Here is a 23,715-nt window from a genome sequence, read left to right on the forward strand (position 1 = left end):
ACCCCAGGGGGTCGCCGGCCCTTCGCCCGGTTCGGGTTCGCTACCTGACGTGCTTGCCCTCGGCGGCGGCACCCGCCGGAACCGGCTGGGCGTCGTCGACGAGCTCCGAAGGCGACTCACCGACGTCGGACGGCTTCATCGACACGGTCTTGCGCAGCGCGACCTCTTCGATGAAGAGCGTCGCGATCAGGCCGACCACACCGACCACCGCGGCCACCAGGAAGATCCGGGCCGTTCCGTCGCCGTACGCGGCGCGCACCACCTCGGCGACCGGGGCGGGCAGGCTCTTCACGTCGAGCGTGCTGCCGCCCGAGGAAGCGGCGGCGGGGTCGATGCCGATCCCGACCAGGCCCTTCATGATCAGGTCGGTGACGTGGCTGGCCAGGATGGCGCCGAGCACCGTGACGCCGACCGCGCCACCGAGCGACCGGAAGAAGGCGATGACGCCACTGGCGGTACCGATGTCGGTGCTGTCGACGGTGTTCTGCACGGCCAGGACCAGGTTCTGCATCGAGGCACCGACACCGGCGCCGACCAGGACCATGTAGAAGCCGATGAGCACCAGCGAGGTGGTGTGGTCGATGGTGCCCAGCAGGCCGAAGCCGACCACGAGCAGGGCCACGCCGCCGACGATGTAGCGCTTGTAGTAACCGGTGGAGACGATCAGCCGGCCGACGATGATCGACGAGACCATGACGCCGAGCATCAGCGGCATGGTGAGAAGACCGGCCTGGGTGGGCGAGTAACCGCGGGCCACCTGGAAGTACTGCCCCAGGAAGACCGATCCGCCGAACATCGCGATACCGACGGCGAGCGAGGCGATCACGGCGAGCAGCGTGGTGCGCTTGCTGATGATGGCCGGCGGCACGACCGGCTCCTTGACCCGGCGCTCCACCACCACGGCGAGGGCCAGGACGACACCGGCACCGACCAGGAACGCGGCGGTCTGCCAGGACATCCAGGCGAAGTCGTCACCGGCGAAGGAGACCCAGATCAGCACGGCACTGACAGCCGCGGCGATCAGCGTGGCGCCGGCCCAGTCGATCGAGGCCTTGCGCGGGTGGTGCTCCAGGTGCAGCGTCTTCTGGATCAGGACCAGGGCGATCACGGCCAGCGGGACACAGACGTAGAAGCACCAGCGCCAGCCCAGCGAGCTGTCGACGATCACACCACCGATGAGCGGGCCGCTGACGGTCGCGAGCGCCATCACCGAGCCGAGGTAGCCGTTGTAGCGGCCACGCTGACGGGGCGGGATCATCGCGCCGATGACCGTCTGCGACAGGGCGGTGATGCCACCCATGCCGACGCCCTGGATGACCCGGAAGCCGATCATCATGCCGACGTTCTGCGAGGCGCCGGAGGCGGCCGAGCCGATCACGAAGATCACGATCGCCAGCTGGAGCAGGAACTTCTTGTTGAACAGGTCGGAGAGCTTGCCCCAGATCGGGGTGGTGGCCGTCATCGCCAGCAGCGTCGCCGTCACCAGCCAGGTGTAGGCGCGCTGCGAGCCGTCGAGGTCGGCGATGATCGTGGGCAGCGCGTTGCTGACGATGGTCGAGCTGACCATGCCGACGAACAGGGCGGCGAGAATACCGACGAGCGCCTCGACGATCTGCCGGTGCGACATCTCGGAGGACGGGGCGCCGGAGGATGGGGGTAAGGACTGCTGCGACGGCGGATTGACCGTGCTGGAGCTCATGAGTGGACCTTTCTCGTACTGCTGGATGTCGCTTCTCCGGTGCCTGCCGCGCGGTGCGCCGTCGCATCGCCCCGGTGGAGCGCCGGATCGTTGTGAATGACCTGCTGAAGTGCCTCGTCCAGCCGGAGGAGCTGGGCACAGAGCGACTGCGCCTCCCCGTCCGTCCAGCCGTCCAGGGCCTTCATCACCAGAGCGGCCCGGTGTGAACGCATGTCGTCCAGGCGCTGCCGTCCGGCCTCGGTGACGTGAGCCAGCCAGGCCCGGCCGTCCTGCGGGTCAGGCCGGCGGGCGGTCAGGCCCACCGTCTCCAGCACCGCCAGCTGACGGCTGACCACCGAGTTGTCGACCCCCAGGACCTCGGCGAGGCACGAGGAGCGAACCTCCCCGAGGCTCTCGACCTGACTGAGCACCATCAGCGAGCTCAGCGAGAGCCGATCGGCTTCCTTACCGGAGAGGGCCTTCATCGAACGGCCCACGGACTGCATCTGAAGGAACAGGTCGGAGACCGCTTCGGCGGTGACAGACATGGCCGCCTTCTTCCAAGGATGTTTGCTTGCCTCACACAACTATAAAGGGAACCGTTGCACAGGGCAACTAATTCCCCGGACCGCTTATAGGGTGGCCGTGTGTCACCAGACGATCTCGAGCACGTCCCGGCCACCCCCGGGGCCGGGGAACACCTGCCCACCGCGTTCACCACGATCGAGCAGGAGCTCACGGTGTTCGTCCGGCGGGCCCGGGGCTTCTCCGCCCAGATGTCCCGCGAGTTCCATCCCGACCTGGAGCCGGGCGCCTACGCGATGCTGCTCTGGCTCGACGACGTGGGCTCGGCCCGGATGACGGAGATGGCCTCGTACTTCGGCATCGGCAAGCCGACCGTCTCGCGGCAGCTGCAGCTGATGGAGAAGCTTGACCTGATCGCCCGCGAGGTCGATGAGAAGGACCGGCGGGCCCAGCGGCTCACCCTGACCGAGAACGGCGCCGCCCTGGTCCACCGGGCGCGCGGGGCCCGGCGGGAGAGCTTCCGGGTGAAGTTCGGCGACTGGCCGGCCGAGGACGTGGACCGGCTGGCCGAGCTGCTGACCCGTCTCAACGAAAGCCTGAGCAAGCCCAACAGCCAGTGAACGGGAGTGCAGTGTCCGACCCAGTGCCAGACCAGTCAGCCCAGTCTGACCAGCCAGACGTGTTCGACGTGATCGTGATCGGGGCCGGCCCGGCCGGTGAGAACGTGGCCGGCCGCACCGCTGCGGGCGGGCTGAGCACCGTGATCGTGGAACGGGAACTGCTCGGCGGTGAATGCTCCTACTGGGGCTGCATCCCGAGCAAGACGCTGATCCGTCCGGGTGACGTGATCGCCGCCGCGCAGCGGGTTCCCGGTGCCGCGCAGGCCGTGACCGGAACGATCGACGTGCAGGCCGTCCTGGCCCGCCGCGACTACATGACCTCGAACTGGGACGACTCCGGCCAGGAGCCGTGGCTGAACGACAGCGGCATCGCGCTGGTGCGTGGTCACGCGAAACTGACGGGCCCGCGCACCGTCGAGGTCACCGACTCCTCGGGCGCCACCCGCACCCTGACCGCGAACCGGGCCGTGGTGCTGGCCACCGGCACCACCGCCGTGGTGCCGCCGATCCCGGGCCTGGCCGAGGCCGACCCGTGGACCAACCGCGGCGTCACCGAGATGAAAGACGTACCCGACCGGCTCGTCGTCATCGGCGGCGGTTTCGTCGGGGCCGAGATGGCGCAGGCGGTGAAGCGCCTGGGCGCCTCCGAGGTGACGGTGCTGGAGGGCGGGCCGCGCCTGCTCTCCCGCGAGGAACCCTTCGCCGGCGAAGAGGTGGGAAAAGCCTTCGCGGCGGAAGGTATCTCGGTGCGGACCGGGGCGAGGGCGACCAAGGTCGAGCGGCACGAGGACGGCACGGTGACGGTCACGCTCGACGGTGGCGACGCGATCACGGCCGATCAGGTCCTGGTCGCCACCGGCCGCCGGCCCCACACCGACGACCTCGGTCTGGACACCGTCGGCCTGACCCCGGGCCGGCCGGTCGAGGTGGACGATCAGCTGCGGGCCACAGGGCTGGAACAGAACGACTGGCTCTACGCCGTCGGAGACGTCAACGGTCTGGCCCTACTCACGCACATGGGCAAGTACCAGGCCCGGATTCTTGGCGACGTGCTGATCGGGAAAAACGCGCACGACCGCTCCAGCCGCGACGTGGTGCCTCGCGTCACCTTCACCGACCCGCAGGTCTGTGCCGTCGGCCTGACCGAGAAGCAGGCCCGTGACCGGGGTCTCGACATCCGGGTGATCAGCTACCCGACCGGCAGCGTGTCCGGGGCCTACACCTCGGGCGACGGCGTGGAGGGCACCAGCCAGATCATCGTCGACACCGCCCGTGAGGTGATCGTCGGCGCCACCTTCACCGGGCCGGGCGTCTCCGAGCTGCTGCACTCGGCGACGATCGCGATCAGCGCCCAGGTGACGTTGCCCGATCTGTGGCACGCCGTACCCAGTTTCCCCACGATCAGCGAGGTCTGGCTGCGCCTGCTGGAGGCGTACGGCCTGTAGGGGCACCCACACCATGAAGGACGCCCAACAGACTCGAGTCTGTTGGGCGTCCTTCATGCGTGCTGGGTCTTAGCTGATCGGGGCCTGACGCGGGCCACGGCTCGGGCGGCCGCTGCCGCCACCGGCCGGACGACCACCGCGGGGGGCGCCGAAGCCGCCGCCACCCTCACGACGCATGCCCCCGCCGACACCGCCACCACCGGACCGGCGGCGCTGGCCACCGGACGAACGCTCCGGACGGGCCGGGGCGAGCGGACGGACCTCGAACGGCTCGCCGGACTCGGCGATCTCACGAACCGCCGCGTGACCGGGGTGAACCTGGTCCATGGTGGCCGTGACCGAGGCGTCGCGGTGCAGACGGTTGATCTCGCGGGTCTGACCCGGCTCGGCGAACGCGACGACCGTGCCCCGGGCGCCGGCGCGCGCGGTGCGGCCGGAACGGTGCAGGTAGTCCTTGTGGTCGCCGGGCAGGTCGTAGTGCACGACCAGGTCGACGTCGTCCACGTGGATGCCACGGGCGGCGACGTCGGTGGCGACCAGAACGCGGGGCGAGCCGGCGGCGAACGCGTCGAGCGCGCGCTGACGCTGGTTCTGGTTCAGGTTGCCGTGGATCGCGGTGGCCTCGGCCCCGGCCCGGGACAGCTGGCGAGCCAGCCGGTCGGCGCCGTGCTTGGTGCGCACGAAGAAGATCGTGCGGGCCGGGCGGATCGCGATCTCGCTGGCCACGAGCAGCTTCTCGGCCGCACCACTCATGGCGAAGACCTTGTGGTCCATCGCCGTGGCAGCGTCGGTGGTCTGCTTGACCGCGTGGAACGCCGGGTCGGTGAGGTACTCGGTGACCAGCTTGTCCACACCGCCGTCGAGCGTGGCCGAGAGCAGCAGACGCTGCGTGTCGGCCGGGGTGGCGTCGAGGATGCGCCGGACCGCGGGCAGGAAGCCCAGGTCGGCCATGTGGTCGGCCTCGTCCAGCACGCTGATCTCGACCTGGGACAGGTCCGCCGCGCGGCGGTCCATCAGGTCGATCAGACGGCCCGGGGTGGCGACGACGACGTCGACGCCACGACGCAGCGCGTCGATCTGCCGGCTGATCGAAAGACCGCCGACGACCGTGGTGACGCGCAGGCCCAGCGGGCGGGACAGCGGGTTCAGGGCCTCGTTGACCTGGCGGGCCAGCTCGCGCGTGGGCACCAGGATGATGGCGCGCGGCGTCGAGGCCACACGCTGCTTGGGCTCGGCGGCCAGGCGCGCCAGCACCGGGATACCGAAGGCCAGGGTCTTGCCGGAGCCGGTCTGGGCGCGACCGAGCACGTCACGCTTGGCGAGCGCGTCGGGCAGCACCCGGGTCTGGATCGCGAAGGGCTTCTCCATGCCCTCGGCGGCCAGCGCGGTGACCAGCTGGCGGGGCAGGCCCAGCTCGACGAACGACTGGTCGTCGGGCGCGGGGGCCTCGGCCGCAGCGGTCAGAGCCTGCTCGAGGGGGTTGGGACCGGCCGGCGGACGGGGACGCCCGGAACGGCGGGGACCACTCGGACGACCGGAGGAGCGACGAGGCTGGTTGCTGCCGCCGAAGCGAGAACCGGACGAACGGGGACGATCAGTGGTGTACGGCATGTATGTGCGACTACTCCATCATTTGCGCAGGAGGCCACGCCGTTCGGAGACGCCGGCCCCTACTGACAGGACTCGACCTGAGGCTCCGAATGACCGATGACGGCCTGCGGCCGGCAATACCTCTACCGGCGGTGTGGAGCGACTCTTTACGTGCGACCACGCGGACGGCTCGCCCGCTAGAGCGGCGGCGCAGATCGCGTCGCCAGTGGAGACAGCGTATCAGGGCCAAGATTTCTTCCGGGCGTCGGCGATCTTGCCCATGGGTTTCCGGAGCGTGAATCCGCGTGACTCCCGGTTCACGACCTTCACCCGATCGGTCCCAGTACCCGGTCGAGGTAGGCGTTGGTGAACAGTCCCTCCGGGTCCAGGCGGCGGCGTAGGGCCGCGAACTCGTCGAGCAGCGGGTAGACCTTCCGCAGGCTCGCGGCGTCCTGAGTGTGGATCTTGCCCCAGTGCGGCCGGCCACCGTAGTCGGCCATGATCCGCTCGACCGCCCCGAAGTACCCCTCGTGCCGGGACCGGGCGGGCACGTGCACGGCCATGAACGCCGACGCCCGGCCGGAGGCCATCGACAGCGGGATGTCGTCCGGCGCCACCACCCGCACCTCGACCGGGAAGGGGATGCGCCAGCCCGAGTTGTCCACCAGCTCCCGCACCCGGCGCACGGCCTCCGGCATCGCCGCCCTCGGGATCGCGTATTCCATCTCTTTGAACCGCACCCGGCGCGAGGTGGTGAAAACCCGCTCGGAACGGTCGGTATAGGTGCGTGAGCCCCACACCCGCACAGCGAACCGGTTGATGGGAATCACCGCGGCCGGCACCCGGCGACCGGTGGCGACCGCCACCCGGAACACCTCGTTCGCCATCAGTTCCTCGTCCCACCAGGCCCGGATCCGGCCCAGGGGCGCCAGGACCGTGTCGAGGGGCAGGCGGGTCTTGTAACGGGTCTGCACCCGATCGGTGTGGGGGAACCAGTAGAACTCGAAATGATCGATCTTCTCGGCCAGTTCGTCGAACCGCGCGAGCACCTCGGGCAGCGGCACCGACACCTCTTCGGCGCACAACGCGAAAGCCGGCACCGTCTGCAGCGTGACCGTCGAGACCACGCCGAGTGCACCGAGATTCACCCGGGCGAACTCGAAGACCTCCGGGTTCTCGGTCGGCGAGCAGTGCATCACCCCGCCGTCGGCGGTGACCAGTTCCAGGGCCCGCACCTGGGTGGAGATCGCCCCGAACCGGGCTCCGCTGCCATGTGTTCCGGTGGCCAGGGCGCCGGCGAGGGTCTGCCGGTCGATGTCGCCGAGATTGGTCAGGGCCAGACCGACCCCCGCCAGGATCGGGTTCAGCCGGTGCAGGGGCATTCCTCCCTCGACCGTGACCAGGCCGGTGGTGGTGTCGATGGAACGCACCCCGGCGTGCCGGTCGAGCCGCAGCTGAAGCTCTTCGGGGCGGGCGATGCCGGAGAACGAATGACTGGCCCCCACCGGGCGCAACCTCCGCCCGGCCGCCCGGCGCACCGCCTCGACGATCTCGTCGGTACCCCGCGGCGAGATCACGGAGCAGTCGGCGGTCTCACAACCCGCCCAGTTGGCCCAGCCGGTCTTACTTTTCGTACTCGTCACCACGGATGTCCCCCCGAGGCCCAATCTGAACACGCGTCCAGTTCTTCTCAGTTTGTCCGGCCACACTGTGTGAGTCAATGGTCACACCGTTGCCAGATCGAGGTCTTGACCGATTAGCCCGATACGTCGACGCTTGCCCGCATGACCGCGCCTGAGACCGTGCGCCCCGTCCTGCCTCACCCGGCCGCGACCAGAGCCCGTCTGGACGCCGCGACCTCCCACCTCGATCCTCCGGTGGCCGTGGTCGATCTTCCCGCTCTCGACGCCAACGCGGCCGACCTCGTGCGCCGGGCGGGCGGGAAACCGATCCGCCTGGCGAGCAAGTCGATCCGCTGCCGGGCCGTCCTGGAGCGGGTGCACGCCCGGCCGGGGTTCTCCGGCGTGCTCGGCTTCACCCTGGCCGAAGCCCTCTGGCTGGCAACCACCTTCGAGGACGTGGTGGTCGGCTACCCGACCGCGGAGCGGAACGCCCTGCGCGAACTGGCCGCCGACGAGCAGGCCCGGCAGCGGGTGACCCTGATGATCGACTCGGTCGAGCAGCTCGACCTGATCGACACCGTGGCCCCCGGGCACCCGCAACTGCGGGTCTGCCTGGATCTGGACGCCTCCCTGCGCGCTGCCGGGGGGCGGGTTCACATCGGGATGCGGCGCTCCGGCGTGTTCACCCCGGCCGATGCCCTGGGTCTGGCCCGCAGTGTCGACGCCAGAAGCGGTTTCCGACTCGTCGGGATCATGTCGTACGAGGGGCAGGTGGCCGGGGTCGGCAACCGCCCCCCGGGAAAACGGCTGTACGGGCTGGCTGTCACCGCGATGCAGGCGCTCTCGGTGCGGGAGCTGGCGAGCCGCCGGGCCGAGGTCGTCGCGGCCGTGACCGCGCAGTACCCGCTGGAGTTCGTCAACGCCGGGGGTACCGGCAGTCTGGAGACCTCCGCCGCCGAGAGCGCCGTCACCGAGGTCACCGCCGGTTCGGGGCTCTACGGGCCCGCCCTGTTCGACGCGTACCGCCACTTCCGGCCTGCCCCGGCCGCGCTGTTCGGCACCGACGTGGTGCGCCGGCCCGGACCGGGATTCGTCACGGTGACCGGTGGTGGCTGGATCGCTTCCGGCCCGATCGGTCGTGACCGGGCGCCGGTCCCCACCTATCCCCCCGGGCTCTCGCTCACCGGTACGGAGGGCGCGGGTGAGGTGCAGACCCCGCTACAGGGGCCGCCGGCCGACGCACTGAAGATCGGCGACCGGGTCTGGTTCCGACACGCCAAGGCCGGTGAACTCGCTGAGCACGTGGCACAGTTCCAGTTGATCGCCGCCGACGGATCGGTCGGGACGGTGCCTACCTACCGCGGTGAGGGTCAGCACTTCCTGTAACCGGCCGGCCTGATCGGGGCCTCGCTCTCACCACCGCAACAGCCGCGAGACCCACTCGCTGCCGGAGTGGGTCTCGCGACCGTGAATACTGCTGCTACAGCTGGGTATCGATCTCACTCCCCGTCCGGGTGAGGGTCACCTGAACCTGGGAGACCTGTAGCCCGGTGGTGTCCCCGAGCTGCTGGAACTCGTCAATCGCTTCCTCGACGGAATTCACGGTGGTGCTGGGGTTCAAGAAAGTGCTGACGGCGGCCTGATCGAAGCTCCGCTGCTGATCGATCGCATTCTGATCGTTGATCACCTCCGTTGTCGCCTGCAGGTCCTGCTCGGCGAGGAGCTGGTCCTGCAATTGAGCCCGCTGGACGCCGATCGCCTCCAGCGCGGCCCGACGGTCATCGGCCCGGTTCTGAGCCTCCAGCTGCGCCTGCAGCTGGGCCTGTCGCTCGTCCTGACGATCCAGGATCGCCTGCTGAGCCTGCTGACCCTGTATCGACTGGCCGGTCAGCTGGGCCTGACGGTCCGTGGCCTCCCGGGCGTTCTGGGTCCTCAGTTCGTTCTGCTGGGCGAGGAACTGGGCCTGCTGGCTGATCGCCGTGGCCGTTTCCCCGAGATCACCGATGGGGCCGATGGTCATGTCTGTACCTCGATTCTTTTCGACGGATACCGACGTGATGAGCATCGGTCGGGCCCCCGCGACCAGTTACCGGTGCGGTGCGCCGTTCGGAGGAACGAGGCGGCGCATTAGCTCCGGCGGAGCAGTGACCGGTTGCGGGGAACGGCGCTGCGGCGTCGACTACGCCCTCGCATCGTGGTCACCCAGGAACTCCCGCAGCCAGTCGTACTGCTCGATCTCCTGATAGCCCTGGCCGCCCTCGTGGTTGTTGTAGGCCCATTCCCGGATCTCCTTGGGCCCCGGCCAGGCGTTGTAGGCGCCGTAGACCGTTGAGGGCGGGCAGATCTGGTCCATCAGGGCGACCGAGAACAGGGTGGGCACGGTGCCTGCACCGCGGGCGAAATTGACGCCGTCGAAATAGGAGAGCGTGCTCATCAGCTGCTGCGCGGCGTCACGGCGGCGGGACAGGAAGGTCGTCAGCTCGGTGTACGGCTGCTGGGTGGCGATCCAGGCGGCCCGGGGGAAGTCGCAGAGGAAGGGCACGTCGGCCAGCACCGCCTGCGCCTCACCGAGCACACCGCCCGCGATCGCCAGCCCACCGCCCTGGCTGATGCCGGTGGTGAGCACCCGACCGGCGTCCACCGCGTCCAGCCCCCGGGCCACGTCGACGGCCAGGGCCGCGTCGGTGATCAGCCGGCGGTAGTAGTGCGTCTGCGGCGACTCCCAGCCACGGGTGAGGAACCCCGGCACGCTGGAACCCTGCCCGCCGGTGTCCTCGGAATCACCGCCCTGGCCACGGGTGTCCATCACCAGGTGCGCGTAACCGGCCAGGGCCCAGCTGATCCGCTCGTGCGGCAGACCCCGGCCGCCGGTGTAACCGATGTACTGCACGATGCCCGGCAGCGGTGCGTCACCCCGGTTCACCGGCAGGTGCAGCCAGGCCTTCACCGGCTGGCCGCCGAACCCGGCGAACGTCACGTCCCAGGTGTCGACCGCCGTCAGGCGGTTGTCCACCTTCTCCAGCTGCGGGGCCCAGGACGCCTCCCGCGACTCCTTGAGCGTGTTCCGCCAGAACTCGTCGAAGTCGTCCGGCCGCGTGACCGACGATGCGTATGTGCGCAGCTCGTCGAGAGGAAGATCCGCGTAGCCCACTGTCTGCCCTTCCCTGGGAACTGATGTCAGAACGATGCCGCCGCGTGGACCGCGGCGCCGATCAGAGGGGCGTGCTCGGTGTCCACGGCCGCACGCAGCACCACGTCGCGGGCCAGTCCCTTGCGCAGCGGCGCCTCGATCAGGTCGAAAGAACCCGCCACCGAACCACCGAGCACCAGCACCTCGGCCCCGAAATCCCTGACGTAGGGTGACAATGCCTCGCCCAGAGCCCGGAAGGTGTGGTTCCACAGCTCGATCGCCGGACTCGTCCCCCGGCGCACCAGCGCGGCGATCTCGTGCACGTCGAGGTGCTCACCGGTCTTCTCCGCATAGGCCCGGCGGATCGCCCGGCGGGACACGGTCTCCTCGAGTTCCGCCCCGCCCCAGACGATGAAGTGCGCCTCACCGTCCGGCGGGACACCCGGCCCGGCGGACATCGGGAGGCCGTCCGCCACGAACGCCGAGCCGACCCCGGTCCCCAGCGTCAGGCAGACCGCCCGGGTGAAGCCCTTCGCCGCCCCGGCCGCGTACTCCCCCAGACCGAAACTGTCGGCGTCGTTGAGGAAGACGACGCGCCCCGGAGTCTGCGCGAGCCCGGTGACCAGGGCCTGCCGCACGTCGAACCCATTGAGCGACTCGAACTTCCCGACCCCCGCGTACCGCCCGATGCCGGTGTCGTACTCGAACGGGCCGGGCACGGCGACACCCCAGGTCGAGCCGGCCGGGACCTCGATCCAGGCGGCGCCTTCCAGCATGGTGCTCACGAAGGCTGCCGACGACACGTCCGGCTCGAGGTCCCAGCGCCGGCTGCGCACCACCCGCAGGTCGTCCAGCGACACCAGCGCCGCCGTCAGGTGCGACCCGCCGATCTCCAGAACCGGCACGTTCACGGCTGGATCACCACGTTGCGCAGGGGTTTACCGTCACGCAGGGCCTCGGCCTGCGAGCGCACCAGCGCCGCCACCCGGGGGGCCATGGCCGTGGTGTTGCCCCCGATGTGCGGGGTGATGATCACGTTGTCCAGCTTCCACAGCGGGTGCCCGGCCGGCAACGGCTCGGGATCGGTGACATCGAGCGCCGCCCGGATCCGGCCCGTGGACAGCTCCTCGACCAGGTCGTCCGTGACCGCGACCGACCCCCGGGCGACGTTCACGAGCAGGGCACCGTCTTTCATCGCCCGGAGGAAGGGGGCGTCGACGAGGCTGGTGGTGGAGGGGCTCAGCGGCACCACGACCACCACGATGTCGGCCGTCGGGAGCAGCTCCGGAAGCTCGGAGACACCGTGAACGACACCACCCGCGTCCGTACGCCGGCTCGAGGCGACCCGCACCAGGGTGATCTCGAACGGCGCGAGCCGGGTCATGATGGCCCGCCCGACGCCGCCCTGCCCGATGACGAGCACCGTGGAGTCGGCCAGCGAGCGGGTCTGCCCGCCCTCCCACTCCCCGTGGTCGGCTGCCCGCACGAACCGCGCCAGCTCGCGTTGCGCCGCGATGATCAGGCCCAGGGTGAGTTCGGCGGTGGAGGTCTCGTGCACACTGGCGGCGTTGCAGAAGGTCAGTCCCTCGGGGAGCAGCTCGGCGACCCCGTCGTACCCGATGCTCTGGCTCTGCACCACGCAGCGGTCCGCCCGGTCGACCTGCTCGAGTGCGCTCAGCGCGCCGGCCTGGGACATGTACGGCACCACCACCAGGTCGAGATCACGCCGCGGGGGTGGGCCCTGAAGGTTCCACCGCACCGCGGTGACGCCGGGCACGCCGGACACCGCCTCGAGCAGCTCGTCACTGGGCAGACTGACCACGATCGCCATGTGGCGAAGCCTGACATCCCGAGGCATCCGGACGCCAGGGGCGGCCCGCGAGCTCCGCGGCGTCGATCGTCCGGGCCGTGTCCCGCAGAGCGGCCGGGTCGGCGCCGGGGTCGAGGGCCCGGCGGGTCACGTCGGCCCGGGCCCGGAAGGTGGTGGGGCGGTCGAAGAGCGTTGACCAGGGCACCACTCCGACCGCGGCGACGTGCACGCCGTCGAGGCGGATCGTGCCGCTGCTGTCGGTGGTGATGCCTAGCTCGTCGCGGCGGACCACCGCGAGGACCTCGTCCGGCTCGTCGGTCTCCTCGGCCAGCTCGTCGACGAGCACGGCGCGCGCGACCAGCCAGTCGGACCGGATCCGGCCGCTGCTCTCGCCGTCGAGGCGGTAGACGCCGTTGCGCCAGCGGCACAGGGTGAGGGGCACCGGGGAGACCGTGCCCAGGTCGGCGAAGCAGGCCCCGGTCAGGGCCTGGGCGAAGAAGTATTCCTGCTGGCCGGGTGTGCCCTGCTCGGTGAGGGCCCGCAGGAACATCGTGTGTCCGTGCAGGAGCCGGGCCAGCGGGAGGGAGGCGGTGGCCAGCAGGCGGTGCACCTCGGTCAGCGTCTGCACCGAGCACTGCGGGCCGCCGAAGGCGGCGGGCACGGTGATGCCGGTCAGCCCGGAGGCGAAGAACAGGTCGGTCCCGTCCGTCTCCGGTGTCACCAGTGTCACCGCATCACGTAACCGCCCGGCCGCCGCCAGGGCGTCCGCGTCGCCGGCCACGGTCTGGGTCATCACCATGGCGCCAGGATGCTGGACGAAGGGCCGGGTGGGAAACGCCGGCCCGGATCAGCTGCGGGAGACCCCCGGCCGGGACCGCACGATCGTCAGTCCTTCCAGACCGCCGAGGTCGGAGAGGGTGAGCAGATCGTGGACGCGGCGCAGCCCGGGTTCTGCGGTCGGTGCCCGGCGGACGGCGAGCGCGGCGATGTGGGCGGCGTAGGGCAGCTGACCGTGCGCGGTGGCCTGGCTCACGTTCTGCCCCGCGCGGGCGACGACGTGCCAGGTACGGTTGCCGGGCAGATGGAGGGCGGACGGCAGCCGGCTCGCGCCGCGCAGCCGGGTCAGGCCCTGCAGCAGAGCGGTGGTGAAGCGGTCGCTGGTGGCGAGGTACGTGCGCACGGGACGTCCCAGGCCGGCGGTGAGCATCTGCTGATCGGGGAAATCGACCCGGGCCAGGCTGCGGCGGGTGCCGTCGGGCAGCGTGACGGTGTGGCGGCCGCTGAAATTCAGAACTTCCTCACCGGTGGCCGGATCGGTGAAGTACCGGCCGAGCAGCGCGTAGGTGGAGCCGATGTCGGCCGCGCTCTCCGGGTCGCCGGCGCCGAGCACCACCCCGATCTCGACCGGGTCGCGGCCCTGATCCTGGGCCGCCACGTCGCGGGCCAGCATCCCGGCCAGCACGGGCACCAGCCGGGCAGCGGTCAGGACCGGGGTCTTCGGGTGCGTGCCCGCCGGGTCGGCCAGCTCGGACAGGTACGCCGGGGAACCGCCGAGTTCGACGAAAGCGGCGCCGGCCGAGGTGGCACGGGCCACGAGACGGGGGTCTTCCCGGCCCGAGGCGTTGACCACGACCGCGGCCTGGCTCGCCGCGTGGTAGAAGTCCTTCAGGTCGCCGCGCAGGTTCAGCATCTGCTCGTAGCGCCCGGGATCACGCCCGGCGAGCACCGCGGTGTCGCCCATCTGTGCGAGAGCCGTGGCCGTGGCCCGCCCGAGGGCGCCGTGTCCGTCGAGGACGAGTACCCGCACTTCTTTGCTCCTTCGGAAGTAGAACCGCGTTTTCCACTATGCGTGAGGTCGTCCGGGCTCGCGCGGTGAGTGCAGGATCGGCGGGCGGACCGGGTCGCTTTAACGGAGGGCGCGGTGGCCGGGGCCCGGCTTCCGCGAGATGATCACGCTATGACCGGTTCACCGCTGATCGTCGTCCTCGGCCCCTCCGGCAACGGCAAGTCCACCCTGGGCAAGGGCCTGAGCGAGGCGCTCGGGGTGCCCTTCGAGGACGCCGACGACCTGCATCCCGCGGCCAACGTGGAGAAGATGGCCGCCGGCCACCCCCTGACCGACGACGACCGGGCCCCGTGGCTCGCGACCGTGCACCAGCATCTCGCCGACGGGGCCGGAACCGGCCTGGTGATGGCCTGTTCGGCGCTGAAGCGGCGCTACCGCGAGACCCTGCGGGAAGGACTGCCGCAGCTGCGGTTCGTCGTGCCCGACGTTTCGCGGGAGGCCCTGACCGAGCGGGTCGCCCGGCGCCAGGGCCATTTCATGCCCGCGAGCCTCGTCGACTCCCAGCTCGCCGCCTACGAACCCCTGGAGGCCGACGAGGCGGGCCTGCGCCTGAACGGTGAGGAGAAGCCGCAGGTGCTGGTCGAAGAGGTGCAGCGCTGGCTCGCCCTGTCCTCCTGAGGGGCGGCCGGCGGGCTCGGTGAAGGCCTGCTAACCACTGCTTTCCCGCTGGACCAGCTCGAAACCGACGTTGATCTCCTGCCTCTCACCCGCCGGGTCGTCCAGTCGGCGCAGCAGGGTGTCGACGGCGGCCTTGGCGATGCCGGCCTTGTCCGGGCGGATCGTGCTGAGAGACGGTGTGGAGAAGCTCGACGCCTCGATGTCGTCGAAGCCCATGACCGCGATCTCGTCGGGCACCCGCACGCCGTGCTCGTAGAGTTCACGCAGCGCCCCGGCGGCCAGTTCGTCGCTGAAGCAGAACAGCGCGTCGGGGCGCCCGTCCCGTTCCAGCAGCTCACGCACAGCGGAAGCCGCACTGCCCCGGCGGTAGTCGGGAGTACGCAGGTAGAGACCCGTGGGGTCGAGGCCGGCGTCGCGCACGGCCCTCTCGAAACCCTTGAGCCGGTACTTCGAGGTCGCGTCGCGGGCGCCACCGCTGCCCCCGATCGCCGCGACCCGGGTGCGGCCCCGCTCGATCAGGTGGGCCACCGCCTGCCGGGCGGCCTCCACATTGTCGATGCCGACGTGGTCGAGCGCGGTGCGGGCGGTGCGCTCCCCCAGCAGCACCAGGGGCCGGCTGCCCGCCAGCCCGGCCAGGTCGACCCCGCGCAGACCGAGCGAACTGAACAGCACCCCGTCCACCCAGCTGGCCCGCGACAGGGTGGTGAGCAGCTGTTTCTCCCGCAGGGGGTCGCCGCCGGACTCGTCGATCTGCACGGTGATCCCGCACGAGCTGGCGTAGTCGACCACCTCGTGTGCCAGCTCACCGAAGTAGGAGACGTTGATCTCCGGCAGCACCAGCATGATGATGCCGGTGCGGCCCTGGCGCAGACTGCGCGCGACCAGGTTGGGCCGGTAGTTCAGCTCTTCCAGGGCCGCCTGCACCCGCGCCCGGGTGGCCGGGGCGATGTGCTGGAAACCGTTCACCACGTTGGAGACCGTGCGCACGGAGACGCCCGCCTTCTCGGCGACGTCGCGCAAGGTCACAGCCATCCGCGCACCTTCTCACATCCCCCGTGAGGTGCGTGGCCCGGTCCGGGTGAACCGGGCCACGCTGTGTCAGCCCTGTCAGCCCTGTCAGCCCTGTCAGCCCTGTCAGCCCTGTCAGCCCTGTCAGCCCTGTCAGCCCTGTCAGCCCTGTCAGCTGTGTCAGTCCTGCCAGCCGTTGGTCGGCCCGGCCTCCAGACTGCGGCTGTCCTTGGCACCCGTGACGATCTGCCGGATCGTCTCCACCGGCAGCTTCGGAGTGCCGTCGGAGTACAGCAGGCCGTTGGTCTCCTGCCCGGTGTCCATGAACTGCGTGTAGCAGAAGCCGACCACGGTGGGGGCAGCCCGCAGGGCGTCGAAGAGCTCACCGACGATGAACTCGTACTCGGACGGCGAGGTGACACTGGCGTAACCCCAGTCCTCCTCGTTCGCCGACAGCGAGATGCCACCGAACTCGGTCATCATCAGCGGAGCCCGGCCCGCACCCCACTTGGCCAGCCCGGCCGGGTCGACGACCGGCTTGCGCCCCTGCACCCCCAGTTCGGAGCGCACCAGGGCGTCGGCCGCCTCCGCCGTGCCCCAGTTCTTCAGCAGGCCGGGGCCGTTGGTGGTGTAGTCGTGGATACCCATGATGTCGCTGTCGACGTGCTCCCAGCCGTCGTTCGAGATCACCGGCCGGGTCGGGTCGAGGGCCCGGGTGATCGCGGCGAGGCCCTTCGAGAAGTTCTGCTGGGCCACGTCGTGGGCGATGTCCTGCACGCCCCAGCTCTCGTTGAACGGCACCCAGACCACCACGCTCGGGTGACTACGGTCACGCCGCACCAGCTCCAGCCACTCGGCCGTGAGCAACTCGACCGCGGTGGCGGAGAACGAGTACGCCGCGGCGGTCTCGCCCCAGACCATCAGGCCCAGTTTGTCGGCCCAGAACAGGAAGCGCGGGTCTTCGGCCTTCTGGTGGTTGCGCACCGAGTTGAAGCCCATGGCCAGCAGCAGCTCGACCTCGCCGCGAAGCTGGGCGGTGCCCGTGCTGGCGTTGTGCGTGGCCGGCCGGTAGCCCTGGTTCAGCACCGAGCGGGTGTAGATCGGTGCATCGTTCAGCTTGAACGCCCCACCGCCAACCGAAACCGTGCGCAGACCGGTGTAACTCGCGATCTGATCGAGCACGGCGCCGGTGGCCCGGTCACGGATCACCACGTCGATGTCGATCAGGTTCGGGTGCTCGGGGCTCCACAGCAGGCGGGCCCGGTCCTGACCGTTGACCAGCGCCGGGATCTTCAGGTCCAGGCGGGTGGTCGTCTCCCGGATCACGGTGCTCTGCTCGGCCAGCACCTCGTCACCGAAGCTCACCGTGACCTCGACGACGGTCTTGTCCGAGGGCAGCCGGTTCAGCACGACCTCGCCGTGCACCGCGCAGCCGGTCACGTCGGACCGCCAGAACACCTCGGTGACGTGCTCGGCGGGCACGGACTCGGCCCATACCGTCTGCCAGATACCGGTGGTGCGCTCGTACCAGATGCCGTGGGTCTTGTCCCGCCAGTCCTGCTTGCCGCGCGGGGCCTCCAGGCTGAACGGGTCGTCCTGCGCCCGCACCACCAGCACGTGCTCGGAACCCTCGGCGAGCACATCGGTGACGTCCACCGTGAACGGTGTCTGCCCGCCCACGTGGTGCCCCACGTGCTGCCCGTCGATCCAGACGTCGGCGCGGAAGTCGACCGCCCCGAAGTGCACCAGCGCCCGCCGGCCGCCCTCGCGCGACAGCGTGGCGTCCGCGACCGTTCGGCGATACCAGACCACCGGATGGAATCCGGTGTCGTTGATACCCGAGGCCGGTGACTCCGGTGGGTACGGCACCTCGATCGTGCGGTCGAACACGCCGGAAGCCGCCTGGTACCAACGGCCGGCGAGGCCCTCGCCGGCGTCGTCGTGGGCGAAGTCCCAGGTCCCGTCGAGGCTGGTCCACTCACCACGGGCCAGGATCGGCCGGGGGTACGAACCGTCCTGTTCTGTCGCCTTCACGTATACGGCCCTTCCGTCGAGACTTCGGTGCGAATGCGTCGTCGGCACCCGCGTGCCAGTGTGAGGCCTCCATTTGCAACGATGCAAGACGAAGTTGCGACTGCGTGAGCACGATTCCGCCGTCACCAGAAATTGCTGACCAGGCAGGCCTTGCATCGATGCAAACCGGTGTGTCAAGGTCTCGCCAAGCTTGATGCGGGCCGCACAATGAGGAGCGAATGCCGTATGCGTGGTTCCCACACACGCCGAAACTTCCTGGCCATGGGAGGCGGCCTGTCGTTGGCAGGCCTTCTGTCCGCCTGTGGTTCTCCTGTGGTCACCAGCCTGACCGGCGGACAGCCGGCCACCGCGGATGTCATTTTCTGGCATCTGTTCGGCGGCGGTGACGGCGAGAACATGGCCACGATGGTCGACACCGTCCAGAAGGCGACGGGTCATTCGGTCGAGTCCACCCTGCTGTCGTGGGGAAACCCCTACTACACGAAGTTGTCCCTGGCGGCCTCCAGCAACCGGCCGCCGGACGTGGCACTGACCCACCTGTCCCGGCTACCCACCCTGGCGCAGGCCGGGCTGCTCACCCCCTGGAGCGAGACCGGGCTCGGCCAACTGGGTGTCACCCAGGACAAGTTCACCCCGGCCGCCTGGGAGAAGGCGACGATCGACGGTGAGACCTGGGCACTGCCCCTGGACACCCACCCGTTCGTCCTCTACTACAACGAGGCTCTGGCGAAGCAGGCCGGCCTGCTCAACGACGCCGGCGACAACCTGGTCGACATCTCGGGCCGGGAGCGCTTCGTCGAGGCGCTGACCGAACTGAAGAAGGCGTCGGGCAAGTACGGCGTCACGATGCCGACGATCACCGACCCGTCCACGGTCTGGCGCTGGTTCTACACCGTCTACAGCGGCCTGGCCGGGCCGATCGTCTCGGACTCGGGCACCGAGGTGACGGTGGACAACGACGCCATGAACGAGGCGTTCGCGTTCATCCAGAGCCTGACCCAGGAGCTCGGGCTGATGGGGGCGAGCATCACCCCCGACCTGGCGAAGCAGCAGTTCAGCAACGGTGACGCGGGCTTCCTGCTGGACGGCGTCTGGAACATCGCGCTGTACCGCGACGTGAAGGACCTGAAGTTCAACATGGTGCCGATCCCGGCACTGCTGGGCGACAAACCGGTGGCCTACGCCGACTCGCACGCCCTGATCATCCCCAGGTCCAGTGCGCGATCGACCGAGCGTGAGGGCTACGCCGAGCAGTTCATCCAGGGCATTCTCGGGCAGAGCGCGGTCTGGGCCGGTGGCGGTCACGTGCCGGCCTGGCTGCCGGTGCAGGAGAGCGCGGCGTTCAAGGCGCTGAGCCCGCAGAAGAACTACGTGGACGCCGCTTTCAACGCCGTTTACGACCCGGCGGGCTGGTACACCGGAGCCGGTTCGGACTTCCAGAACCAGATGGGCGGGGTCATCTCCACCGTCATCACCGGGGCCACCAAGCCCCAGAGCGGCACCAGCCAGATCAAACGGGCACTGCGGCAGTTCGCCTCCACCAACGCGCCGGTCAGCTAAGGAGCAGACACGTGACAACGACGACTACTGCTCCCGGGCCGGGTATCGCCAAGGTCGACACCACCCCGATCGACAACAGCGGGCGCGACACCAAGGCGGGCTGGCTGTTCTCCGCACCGTTCCTGGTGCTCTACACCCTGTTCCTGATCGGCCCGGTGATCGTGGGCCTGGTGATCAGCTTCTTCAACACCGCCACGGTGAAGAACGATCTGGGCGAGTTCGTGGCCCTGGAGAACTACACCGACGTGCTGGGCAACCTCGACTTCTGGAAGTCGATGTGGCACTCCACGCTGTTCACGATCCTCACCGTGCCGTTCCTGGTGGTACTGCCCCTGCTGGCCGCGATCTTCGCCAGCCGGATCAGCCGTCACCAGTGGTTCTACCGGATCGCGTTCTTCGCGCCCTACGTGGTGCCGTCGGCCTCGGTCTGCCTGATCTTCGGCTTCATCTACGCTCCCGAGTCCGGGCTGTTCGTGAAGGCCCTCGGCCTGGTCGGACTGCCCGCGCCGGACTTCCTGGGCAGCACCGACGGCGCCTGGCTCTCGCTGACGATCCTGACCGTGTGGTGGACCTTCGGCTTCAACTTCGTGCTCTACACGGCTGCGCTGCAGGAGATCCCGGAAGAGACGTACGAGGCGGCGGCCATCGACGGGGCCTCGCCCTGGCAGCAGCTTCGCTCGATCACGGTACCGCTGCTGCGACCCACCCTCTCTCTGGTGCTGATGCTGCAGATCCTGGCCTCGCTCAAGGTGTTCGACCAGATCTTCATCCTGCTGCAGGGTGGCCCGAACCTCAGCACCCGACCGGTGATCCAGTACATCTACGACACCGGATTCACCACCTACCGGGGCGGTTACGCAGCCGCGGCGACCATGGTCTACTTCGCGATCCTGGTCATCATCTCCGCCGTCTGGATGCTCGCCACCCGCCGACGCGGCGCGGACGCGTGAGAGAGGACCTGTAAACCATGACAACCGCTACTCTTTCACGGAACAAAGAGACCTCGAAGGCCGACAAGCTCGGCTCGAAGAGCTTCAACCGTCTCGCCGCCACCTGCCTCACCCTGTGGGCGCTGATCTGGCTGGTGCCCTTCGCCTGGGCCGTGATCACCTCGTTCCGTCCGGGCGACGAGATCACCGCCGACCCGATGAGCATCTGGTCGGACCACTGGACGCTCGACGCCTACACGAACGCGTTCAAGCTGAACTCGATCGGCTGGTGGTACCTGAACAGCTTCCTGATCTCCACGCTGTCGGTGATCTTCACCGTGGTGATCTGCTCGCTGATCGCGTTCGGCCTGGCGCACCTGCGGTTCCAGGGCAAGGGCGCACTGATGATCCTGATCCTGGCCGGCCTGATGGTGCCGATGGAGGCCCTGGTCCTGCCCCAGTTCATGGAATTCCGCCTCCTCGGTCTGCTCGGCACCTACTGGGCGCTGATCCTGCCCGCCACGGCGTCACCAGTCGCGGTGTTCGTGTTCCGTTCGTTCCTCAAGGGCATTCCCGATGCCCTGATCGAGGCCGCGCGCATCGACGGTGCCTCGTGGTGGCGGATCTACCGGGAGATCTGCATGCCGCTGTGCCGTCCGGCGATCTCCGCGGTGGGGATCTTCACGTTCATCACCACCTGGAACGCCTTCCTGTGGCCCCTGCTGGTGCTGACCCAGACCAAGTCGCAGACGATCCCCGTGGGTCTGAGCGGCCTGCTCGGGGCCACCGGCGTCAACCAGGCCGAGGTGCTCGCGAGCGCCGTGCTCGGTCTGCTGCCGCTGCTCGCGGTGTTCCTGGTGGCCCAGCGCCAGATCGTGCAGGGTGTGGCGAGCACGGGCATCAAGTAAGCACAACCTCTTCTTGATCATGCAAACGTTCCCCGGGGAACGTTTGCATGATCACGGCCAGTTTGGGGGGCCTTCCCCAGCGTCCATGGAGGACGAGGTACCTGGCGCACGCCTGTCGGCACGGTTCCGGAGGGCGAACCAGCGGGCCGATAGCCTTGGGCCGTGCCTGAGATCCTCGAGCTGCTCGTGTCGCCGGTCCACCGGTTCGAGGGCCGTCCGGCCGACGGGCCCGCCCCCGCGCCGCCCGGTGAGCTGGTGGACAAGGTCCTGGTCCGGGCCGGGCTGGGCCTGGTCGGCGACCGTTATTTCGGCAAGGCCGCCCACCGGGACGCCGCGGTCACGCTGATCGCGGCGCAGTCGCTACCGGCCGGGGTCGGCCTGATGCAGTCGCGGCGCAACATCCTGGTCCGCGGGATCGACGTGGACTCGCTCGTGGGTCAGGTGCTCACCCTGGACTCCGGCTGCGGGCCGGTGTCGTTCGCGGTGCGGCGCCGGGCGAACCCCTGCGCCTGGATGGATGTCGTCATCGGGCCGGGTACCTTCAAGGCCCTGCGCGGCAAGGGCGGAATCCGCTGTGTGCCGCTGACCGACGGGGAGCTGCACATCGGCCCGGTCGAGGTGACCACCACCGAACCACAGACGTGATCGGGCTTTTCCTCCTGGAGGAAAAGCCCGATCACGATCGGCGCAGCCGCTGGAGCCGACCCGCGAACCGGCGCCGGCGTGCGTCCACCATCGATCAAATGGTGCGCCGCGAGCCCATGTTCAACCACACGAGCAGCACGATGATGGTCCCGATGATCGAGCCGATCAGCCCGGAGGGCTGGAGGAACCCGTCGGTGGAGTCCTTGCCGAAGATCAGGTAGCCGAGGAAGCCACCGACGAACGAGCCGACGATGCCGATCACGATGGTGGTGACGATCGACATGTTCTGCCGGCCGGGCACCAGAAGTCGCGCCACGGCACCGGCAATCAGGCCGACGATGATGAGAGTAATGATCAGACCGAGCATTTCGGATACCTCCATAGATTGCCGTGACCTCGAATAAACCACCCCTGAGGCTGGTCCGGTACACCCCTATGGAGGGTTATGGTGACGGACGTGCCGCATCCGCCGATTCTCGTCGCCATCGTCAACGACTACGACGTAGTCACCACCGGTCTGGCCACCATGCTCGACGGCTACCGCGACCGGGTGGTGATCGCCGAACTCGATTCGAACCTGGGCGTGGACGATCACGTCGACATCGTTCTCTATGACACGTTCGCCCAGCCGGAGTCCGACGTGGACGAACTCAGCACCCTGGTGCGCAATCCCCGGGCGAAGCGAGTCGTGGTCTACACCTGGAACTTTCACCCCGACCTGATTCAGCGCGGTCGCGAGCAGGGCATGCACGGTTACCTGTCGAAGACGCTCTCGGCCTCGGAACTGGTGAAGTCGCTCGAGGCCGTGCACGCCGGCGAGATGGTGATCAGCCACCAGGCGCCCCGCGCGCGCACCAATCCCGGGCTCGACTGGCCGGGCCGCCCGGAGGCCCTGACCGACCGCGAGGCCGAGGTGCTGGCGCTGATCACCCAGGGCATGAGCAATGCCCAGGTGGCCGGGCTGACCTTCCTCAGCCCGAACACGATCAAGTCGTACATCCGCAGTATCTACCGCAAGATCGGGGTCGAGAGCCGCACCCAGGCCGTGCTCTGGGGCGTCGACCACGGGTTCACCCCCGACCACCGCCGCATCGAGCACTGGCGGGGCGGGCCGTGATCACCAGGTCTCCTGGTGCACGAACTCCTCCAGCGGGGTGCGGGCCCGCCAGCCGTGACGTTCCAGGTCGGGAATCTCCTGCAGGGCGCTGACCGGGCCCAGGCAGAGCCAGGCCACCGGCCGGACCCCGTCGGGGATGTTCAGCAGCCCGGACAGGAACGGCTCGCGGTAGAACGACACCCAGCCCACGCCCAGGCCTTCCGCGGTCGCGGCCAGCCACAGGTTCTGGATGGCCAGGCACACCGAATACAACCCGGCGTCGGCGATCGCGTGCCGGCCCAGCACCGCCGTCCCGCCCCGCGAGGCGTCGTAGGTGACCACGACCGACAGGCCGGCCTCCATCACCCCGTCGATCTTGATCCGGGCGAAACGCTCGGCCTCCTCCCCCTCCAGCGTCGCGGCGAACACGTCGCGTTCGTGCCGCACGTGGTCGGAGAACTGCTGACGCGTGTTCCGGTCGCGGATCAGCAGGAAGTCCCAGGGCTGCGTCATGCCCACGCTCGGGGCGGCGTGCGCGGCGGCCAGGACCCGGCCCAGCGTGACCTCGTCGACGGGTTCACCCGTGAACTCGGCCCGCACGTCGCGGCGGCGGAACATCACCTCGTACAGATCTCGCACGGCAACATTGTC

The 23,715-nt window shown here is 69.3% G+C and carries 23 protein-coding genes; 9 read left to right on the plus strand and 14 right to left on the minus strand.

Annotation, left to right across the window (positions count from 1 at the left end):
• Nucleotides 1-40 precede the first annotated feature (40 nt).
• Complete coding sequence (locus tag QSK05_RS08275) at nt 41-1,699, minus strand: MDR family MFS transporter (RefSeq protein ID WP_285595635.1); 1,659 nt, start codon at nt 1,697-1,699, stop codon at nt 41-43.
• Entirely contained in the window at nt 1,696-2,226 is a 531-nt protein-coding gene (locus QSK05_RS08280) for a MarR family winged helix-turn-helix transcriptional regulator (RefSeq protein ID WP_285595637.1), read from the minus strand. The genes QSK05_RS08275 and QSK05_RS08280 overlap by 4 nt, the downstream gene beginning before the upstream one ends.
• Nucleotides 2,227-2,325: 99 nt before the next feature.
• Between QSK05_RS08280 and QSK05_RS08285 the strand changes: the two genes are divergently transcribed.
• Nucleotides 2,326-2,823, plus strand: a complete 498-nt coding sequence (locus QSK05_RS08285) for a MarR family winged helix-turn-helix transcriptional regulator (protein WP_285595639.1) — start codon at nt 2,326-2,328, stop codon at nt 2,821-2,823.
• Between the two features lie 59 nt (nt 2,824-2,882).
• Entirely contained in the window at nt 2,883-4,268 is a 1,386-nt protein-coding gene (locus tag QSK05_RS08290) for a dihydrolipoyl dehydrogenase family protein (protein WP_285595641.1), read from the plus strand.
• 69 nt (nt 4,269-4,337) lie between these two features.
• On the opposite strand, the gene QSK05_RS08295 is transcribed toward QSK05_RS08290, so the two are convergent.
• Together QSK05_RS08295 and QSK05_RS08300 are read right to left on the minus strand one after the other, a co-directional pair.
• Nucleotides 4,338-5,879 carry a DEAD/DEAH box helicase gene (locus QSK05_RS08295; RefSeq protein ID WP_285595643.1) on the minus strand — a complete coding sequence of 514 codons (1,542 nt, stop codon included), beginning with the start codon at nt 5,877-5,879 and terminating at the stop codon, nt 4,338-4,340.
• A gap of 305 nt (nt 5,880-6,184) precedes the next feature.
• Nucleotides 6,185-7,501, minus strand: a complete 1,317-nt coding sequence (locus QSK05_RS08300; RefSeq protein ID WP_285595645.1) for a D-arabinono-1,4-lactone oxidase — start codon at nt 7,499-7,501, stop codon at nt 6,185-6,187.
• Nucleotides 7,502-7,642: 141 nt separating this feature from the next.
• On the opposite strand from QSK05_RS08300, the gene QSK05_RS08305 reads away from it, so the two are divergent.
• Complete coding sequence (locus QSK05_RS08305; RefSeq protein ID WP_285595648.1) at nt 7,643-8,866, plus strand: amino acid deaminase/aldolase; 1,224 nt, start codon at nt 7,643-7,645, stop codon at nt 8,864-8,866.
• Nucleotides 8,867-8,960: 94 nt separating this feature from the next.
• On the opposite strand, the gene QSK05_RS08310 is transcribed toward QSK05_RS08305, so the two are convergent.
• The 6 genes from QSK05_RS08310 to QSK05_RS08335 all read right to left on the minus strand — a co-directional run bounded on the left by QSK05_RS08310 (nt 8,961) and on the right by QSK05_RS08335 (nt 14,227).
• Nucleotides 8,961-9,500, minus strand: a complete 540-nt coding sequence (locus QSK05_RS08310; RefSeq protein WP_285595650.1) for a hypothetical protein — start codon at nt 9,498-9,500, stop codon at nt 8,961-8,963.
• 159 nt (nt 9,501-9,659) lie between these two features.
• The gene (locus QSK05_RS08315) at nt 9,660-10,631 is read right to left on the minus strand and encodes an acetylxylan esterase (protein ID WP_285595652.1); all 972 of its coding nucleotides are present in this window, start codon (nt 10,629-10,631) and stop codon (nt 9,660-9,662) included.
• 26 nt (nt 10,632-10,657) lie between these two features.
• On the minus strand, nt 10,658-11,521 hold the full coding sequence (locus QSK05_RS08320) for an ROK family protein (RefSeq protein ID WP_285595654.1): 864 nt from the start codon (nt 11,519-11,521) through the stop codon (nt 10,658-10,660).
• Entirely contained in the window at nt 11,518-12,441 is a 924-nt protein-coding gene (locus tag QSK05_RS08325) for a 2-hydroxyacid dehydrogenase (protein WP_285595656.1), read from the minus strand. The genes QSK05_RS08320 and QSK05_RS08325 overlap by 4 nt, the downstream gene beginning before the upstream one ends.
• Nucleotides 12,413-13,219, minus strand: coding sequence for an acyl-CoA dehydrogenase family protein (locus tag QSK05_RS08330; protein WP_285595658.1), 807 nt, complete (start codon nt 13,217-13,219; stop codon nt 12,413-12,415). The genes QSK05_RS08325 and QSK05_RS08330 overlap by 29 nt, the downstream gene beginning before the upstream one ends.
• Nucleotides 13,220-13,267: 48 nt before the next feature.
• Nucleotides 13,268-14,227: a hypothetical protein gene (locus QSK05_RS08335; RefSeq protein ID WP_285595660.1), complete on the minus strand. Its 960-nt coding sequence runs from the start codon at nt 14,225-14,227 to the stop codon at nt 13,268-13,270.
• Nucleotides 14,228-14,377: 150 nt separating this feature from the next.
• Between QSK05_RS08335 and QSK05_RS08340 the strand changes: the two genes are divergently transcribed.
• Nucleotides 14,378-14,884: a gluconokinase gene (locus QSK05_RS08340; protein WP_285595662.1), complete on the plus strand. Its 507-nt coding sequence runs from the start codon at nt 14,378-14,380 to the stop codon at nt 14,882-14,884.
• 30 nt (nt 14,885-14,914) lie between these two features.
• Here QSK05_RS08340 and QSK05_RS08345 read toward each other — a convergent pair whose 3' ends face one another.
• Together QSK05_RS08345 and QSK05_RS08350 are read right to left on the minus strand one after the other, a co-directional pair.
• On the minus strand, nt 14,915-15,916 hold the full coding sequence (locus QSK05_RS08345; protein WP_285595664.1) for a LacI family DNA-binding transcriptional regulator: 1,002 nt from the start codon (nt 15,914-15,916) through the stop codon (nt 14,915-14,917).
• A 156-nt stretch (nt 15,917-16,072) separates the two neighbouring features.
• A complete protein-coding gene (locus QSK05_RS08350) occupies nt 16,073-17,926 on the minus strand; it encodes a glycoside hydrolase family 2 protein (protein WP_285595666.1) in 1,854 nt (617 codons plus the stop codon).
• A 312-nt stretch (nt 17,927-18,238) separates the two neighbouring features.
• On the opposite strand from QSK05_RS08350, the gene QSK05_RS08355 reads away from it, so the two are divergent.
• The 4 genes from QSK05_RS08355 (at nt 18,239) to QSK05_RS08370 (ending at nt 21,968) form a co-directional block, all read left to right on the plus strand.
• Nucleotides 18,239-19,486 carry an extracellular solute-binding protein gene (locus QSK05_RS08355; protein ID WP_285595668.1) on the plus strand — a complete coding sequence of 416 codons (1,248 nt, stop codon included), beginning with the start codon at nt 18,239-18,241 and terminating at the stop codon, nt 19,484-19,486.
• Nucleotides 19,487-19,497: 11 nt separating this feature from the next.
• Complete coding sequence (locus tag QSK05_RS08360; protein ID WP_285595670.1) at nt 19,498-20,436, plus strand: carbohydrate ABC transporter permease; 939 nt, start codon at nt 19,498-19,500, stop codon at nt 20,434-20,436.
• A gap of 17 nt (nt 20,437-20,453) precedes the next feature.
• Nucleotides 20,454-21,323 carry a carbohydrate ABC transporter permease gene (locus tag QSK05_RS08365; protein WP_285595673.1) on the plus strand — a complete coding sequence of 290 codons (870 nt, stop codon included), beginning with the start codon at nt 20,454-20,456 and terminating at the stop codon, nt 21,321-21,323.
• A 162-nt stretch (nt 21,324-21,485) separates the two neighbouring features.
• Entirely contained in the window at nt 21,486-21,968 is a 483-nt protein-coding gene (locus QSK05_RS08370; protein WP_285595675.1) for a molybdenum cofactor biosysynthesis protein, read from the plus strand.
• 94 nt (nt 21,969-22,062) lie between these two features.
• On the opposite strand, the gene QSK05_RS08375 is transcribed toward QSK05_RS08370, so the two are convergent.
• Entirely contained in the window at nt 22,063-22,335 is a 273-nt protein-coding gene (locus tag QSK05_RS08375) for a GlsB/YeaQ/YmgE family stress response membrane protein (protein WP_352300702.1), read from the minus strand.
• 78 nt (nt 22,336-22,413) lie between these two features.
• Here QSK05_RS08375 and QSK05_RS08380 point away from each other — a divergent pair, with 78 nt between their 5' ends.
• Nucleotides 22,414-23,085, plus strand: coding sequence for a response regulator transcription factor (locus QSK05_RS08380; RefSeq protein WP_352300474.1), 672 nt, complete (start codon nt 22,414-22,416; stop codon nt 23,083-23,085).
• Here the strand turns inward: QSK05_RS08380 and bluB are convergent, their stop codons facing one another.
• Entirely contained in the window at nt 23,086-23,703 is a 618-nt protein-coding gene (gene bluB, locus QSK05_RS08385) for a 5,6-dimethylbenzimidazole synthase (RefSeq protein WP_285595681.1), read from the minus strand. It abuts the gene before it with no gap.
• Nucleotides 23,704-23,715 lie beyond the last annotated feature (12 nt).

The organism is Kineosporia sp. NBRC 101731 (assembly GCF_030269305.1).
In the GTDB taxonomy this organism is placed as follows: Bacteria; Actinomycetota; Actinomycetes; order Actinomycetales; family Kineosporiaceae; genus Kineosporia.

What these genes read in the sequence shown, in the direction of transcription:
- QSK05_RS08275 (WP_285595635.1), bottom strand. Translation starts at nt 1,699, where the DNA reads ATGAGCTCCAGCACGGTCAATCCGCCGTCGCAGCAGTCCTTACCCCCA.
- QSK05_RS08295 (WP_285595643.1), bottom strand. Translation starts at nt 5,879, where the DNA reads ATGCCGTACACCACTGATCGTCCCCGTTCGTCCGGTTCTCGCTTCGGC.
- QSK05_RS08340 (WP_285595662.1), top strand. Translation starts at nt 14,378, where the DNA reads ATGACCGGTTCACCGCTGATCGTCGTCCTCGGCCCCTCCGGCAACGGC.
- QSK05_RS08345 (WP_285595664.1), bottom strand. Translation starts at nt 15,916, where the DNA reads ATGGCTGTGACCTTGCGCGACGTCGCCGAGAAGGCGGGCGTCTCCGTG.
- QSK05_RS08305 (WP_285595648.1), top strand. Translation starts at nt 7,643, where the DNA reads ATGACCGCGCCTGAGACCGTGCGCCCCGTCCTGCCTCACCCGGCCGCG.
- QSK05_RS08325 (WP_285595656.1), bottom strand. Translation starts at nt 12,441, where the DNA reads ATGGCGATCGTGGTCAGTCTGCCCAGTGACGAGCTGCTCGAGGCGGTG.
- QSK05_RS08280 (WP_285595637.1), bottom strand. Translation starts at nt 2,226, where the DNA reads ATGTCTGTCACCGCCGAAGCGGTCTCCGACCTGTTCCTTCAGATGCAG.
- QSK05_RS08380 (WP_352300474.1), top strand. Translation starts at nt 22,414, where the DNA reads ATGGTGACGGACGTGCCGCATCCGCCGATTCTCGTCGCCATCGTCAAC.
- QSK05_RS08375 (WP_352300702.1), bottom strand. Translation starts at nt 22,335, where the DNA reads ATGCTCGGTCTGATCATTACTCTCATCATCGTCGGCCTGATTGCCGGT.
- QSK05_RS08365 (WP_285595673.1), top strand. Translation starts at nt 20,454, where the DNA reads ATGACAACCGCTACTCTTTCACGGAACAAAGAGACCTCGAAGGCCGAC.
- QSK05_RS08310 (WP_285595650.1), bottom strand. Translation starts at nt 9,500, where the DNA reads ATGACCATCGGCCCCATCGGTGATCTCGGGGAAACGGCCACGGCGATC.
- QSK05_RS08330 (WP_285595658.1), bottom strand. Translation starts at nt 13,219, where the DNA reads ATGGTGATGACCCAGACCGTGGCCGGCGACGCGGACGCCCTGGCGGCG.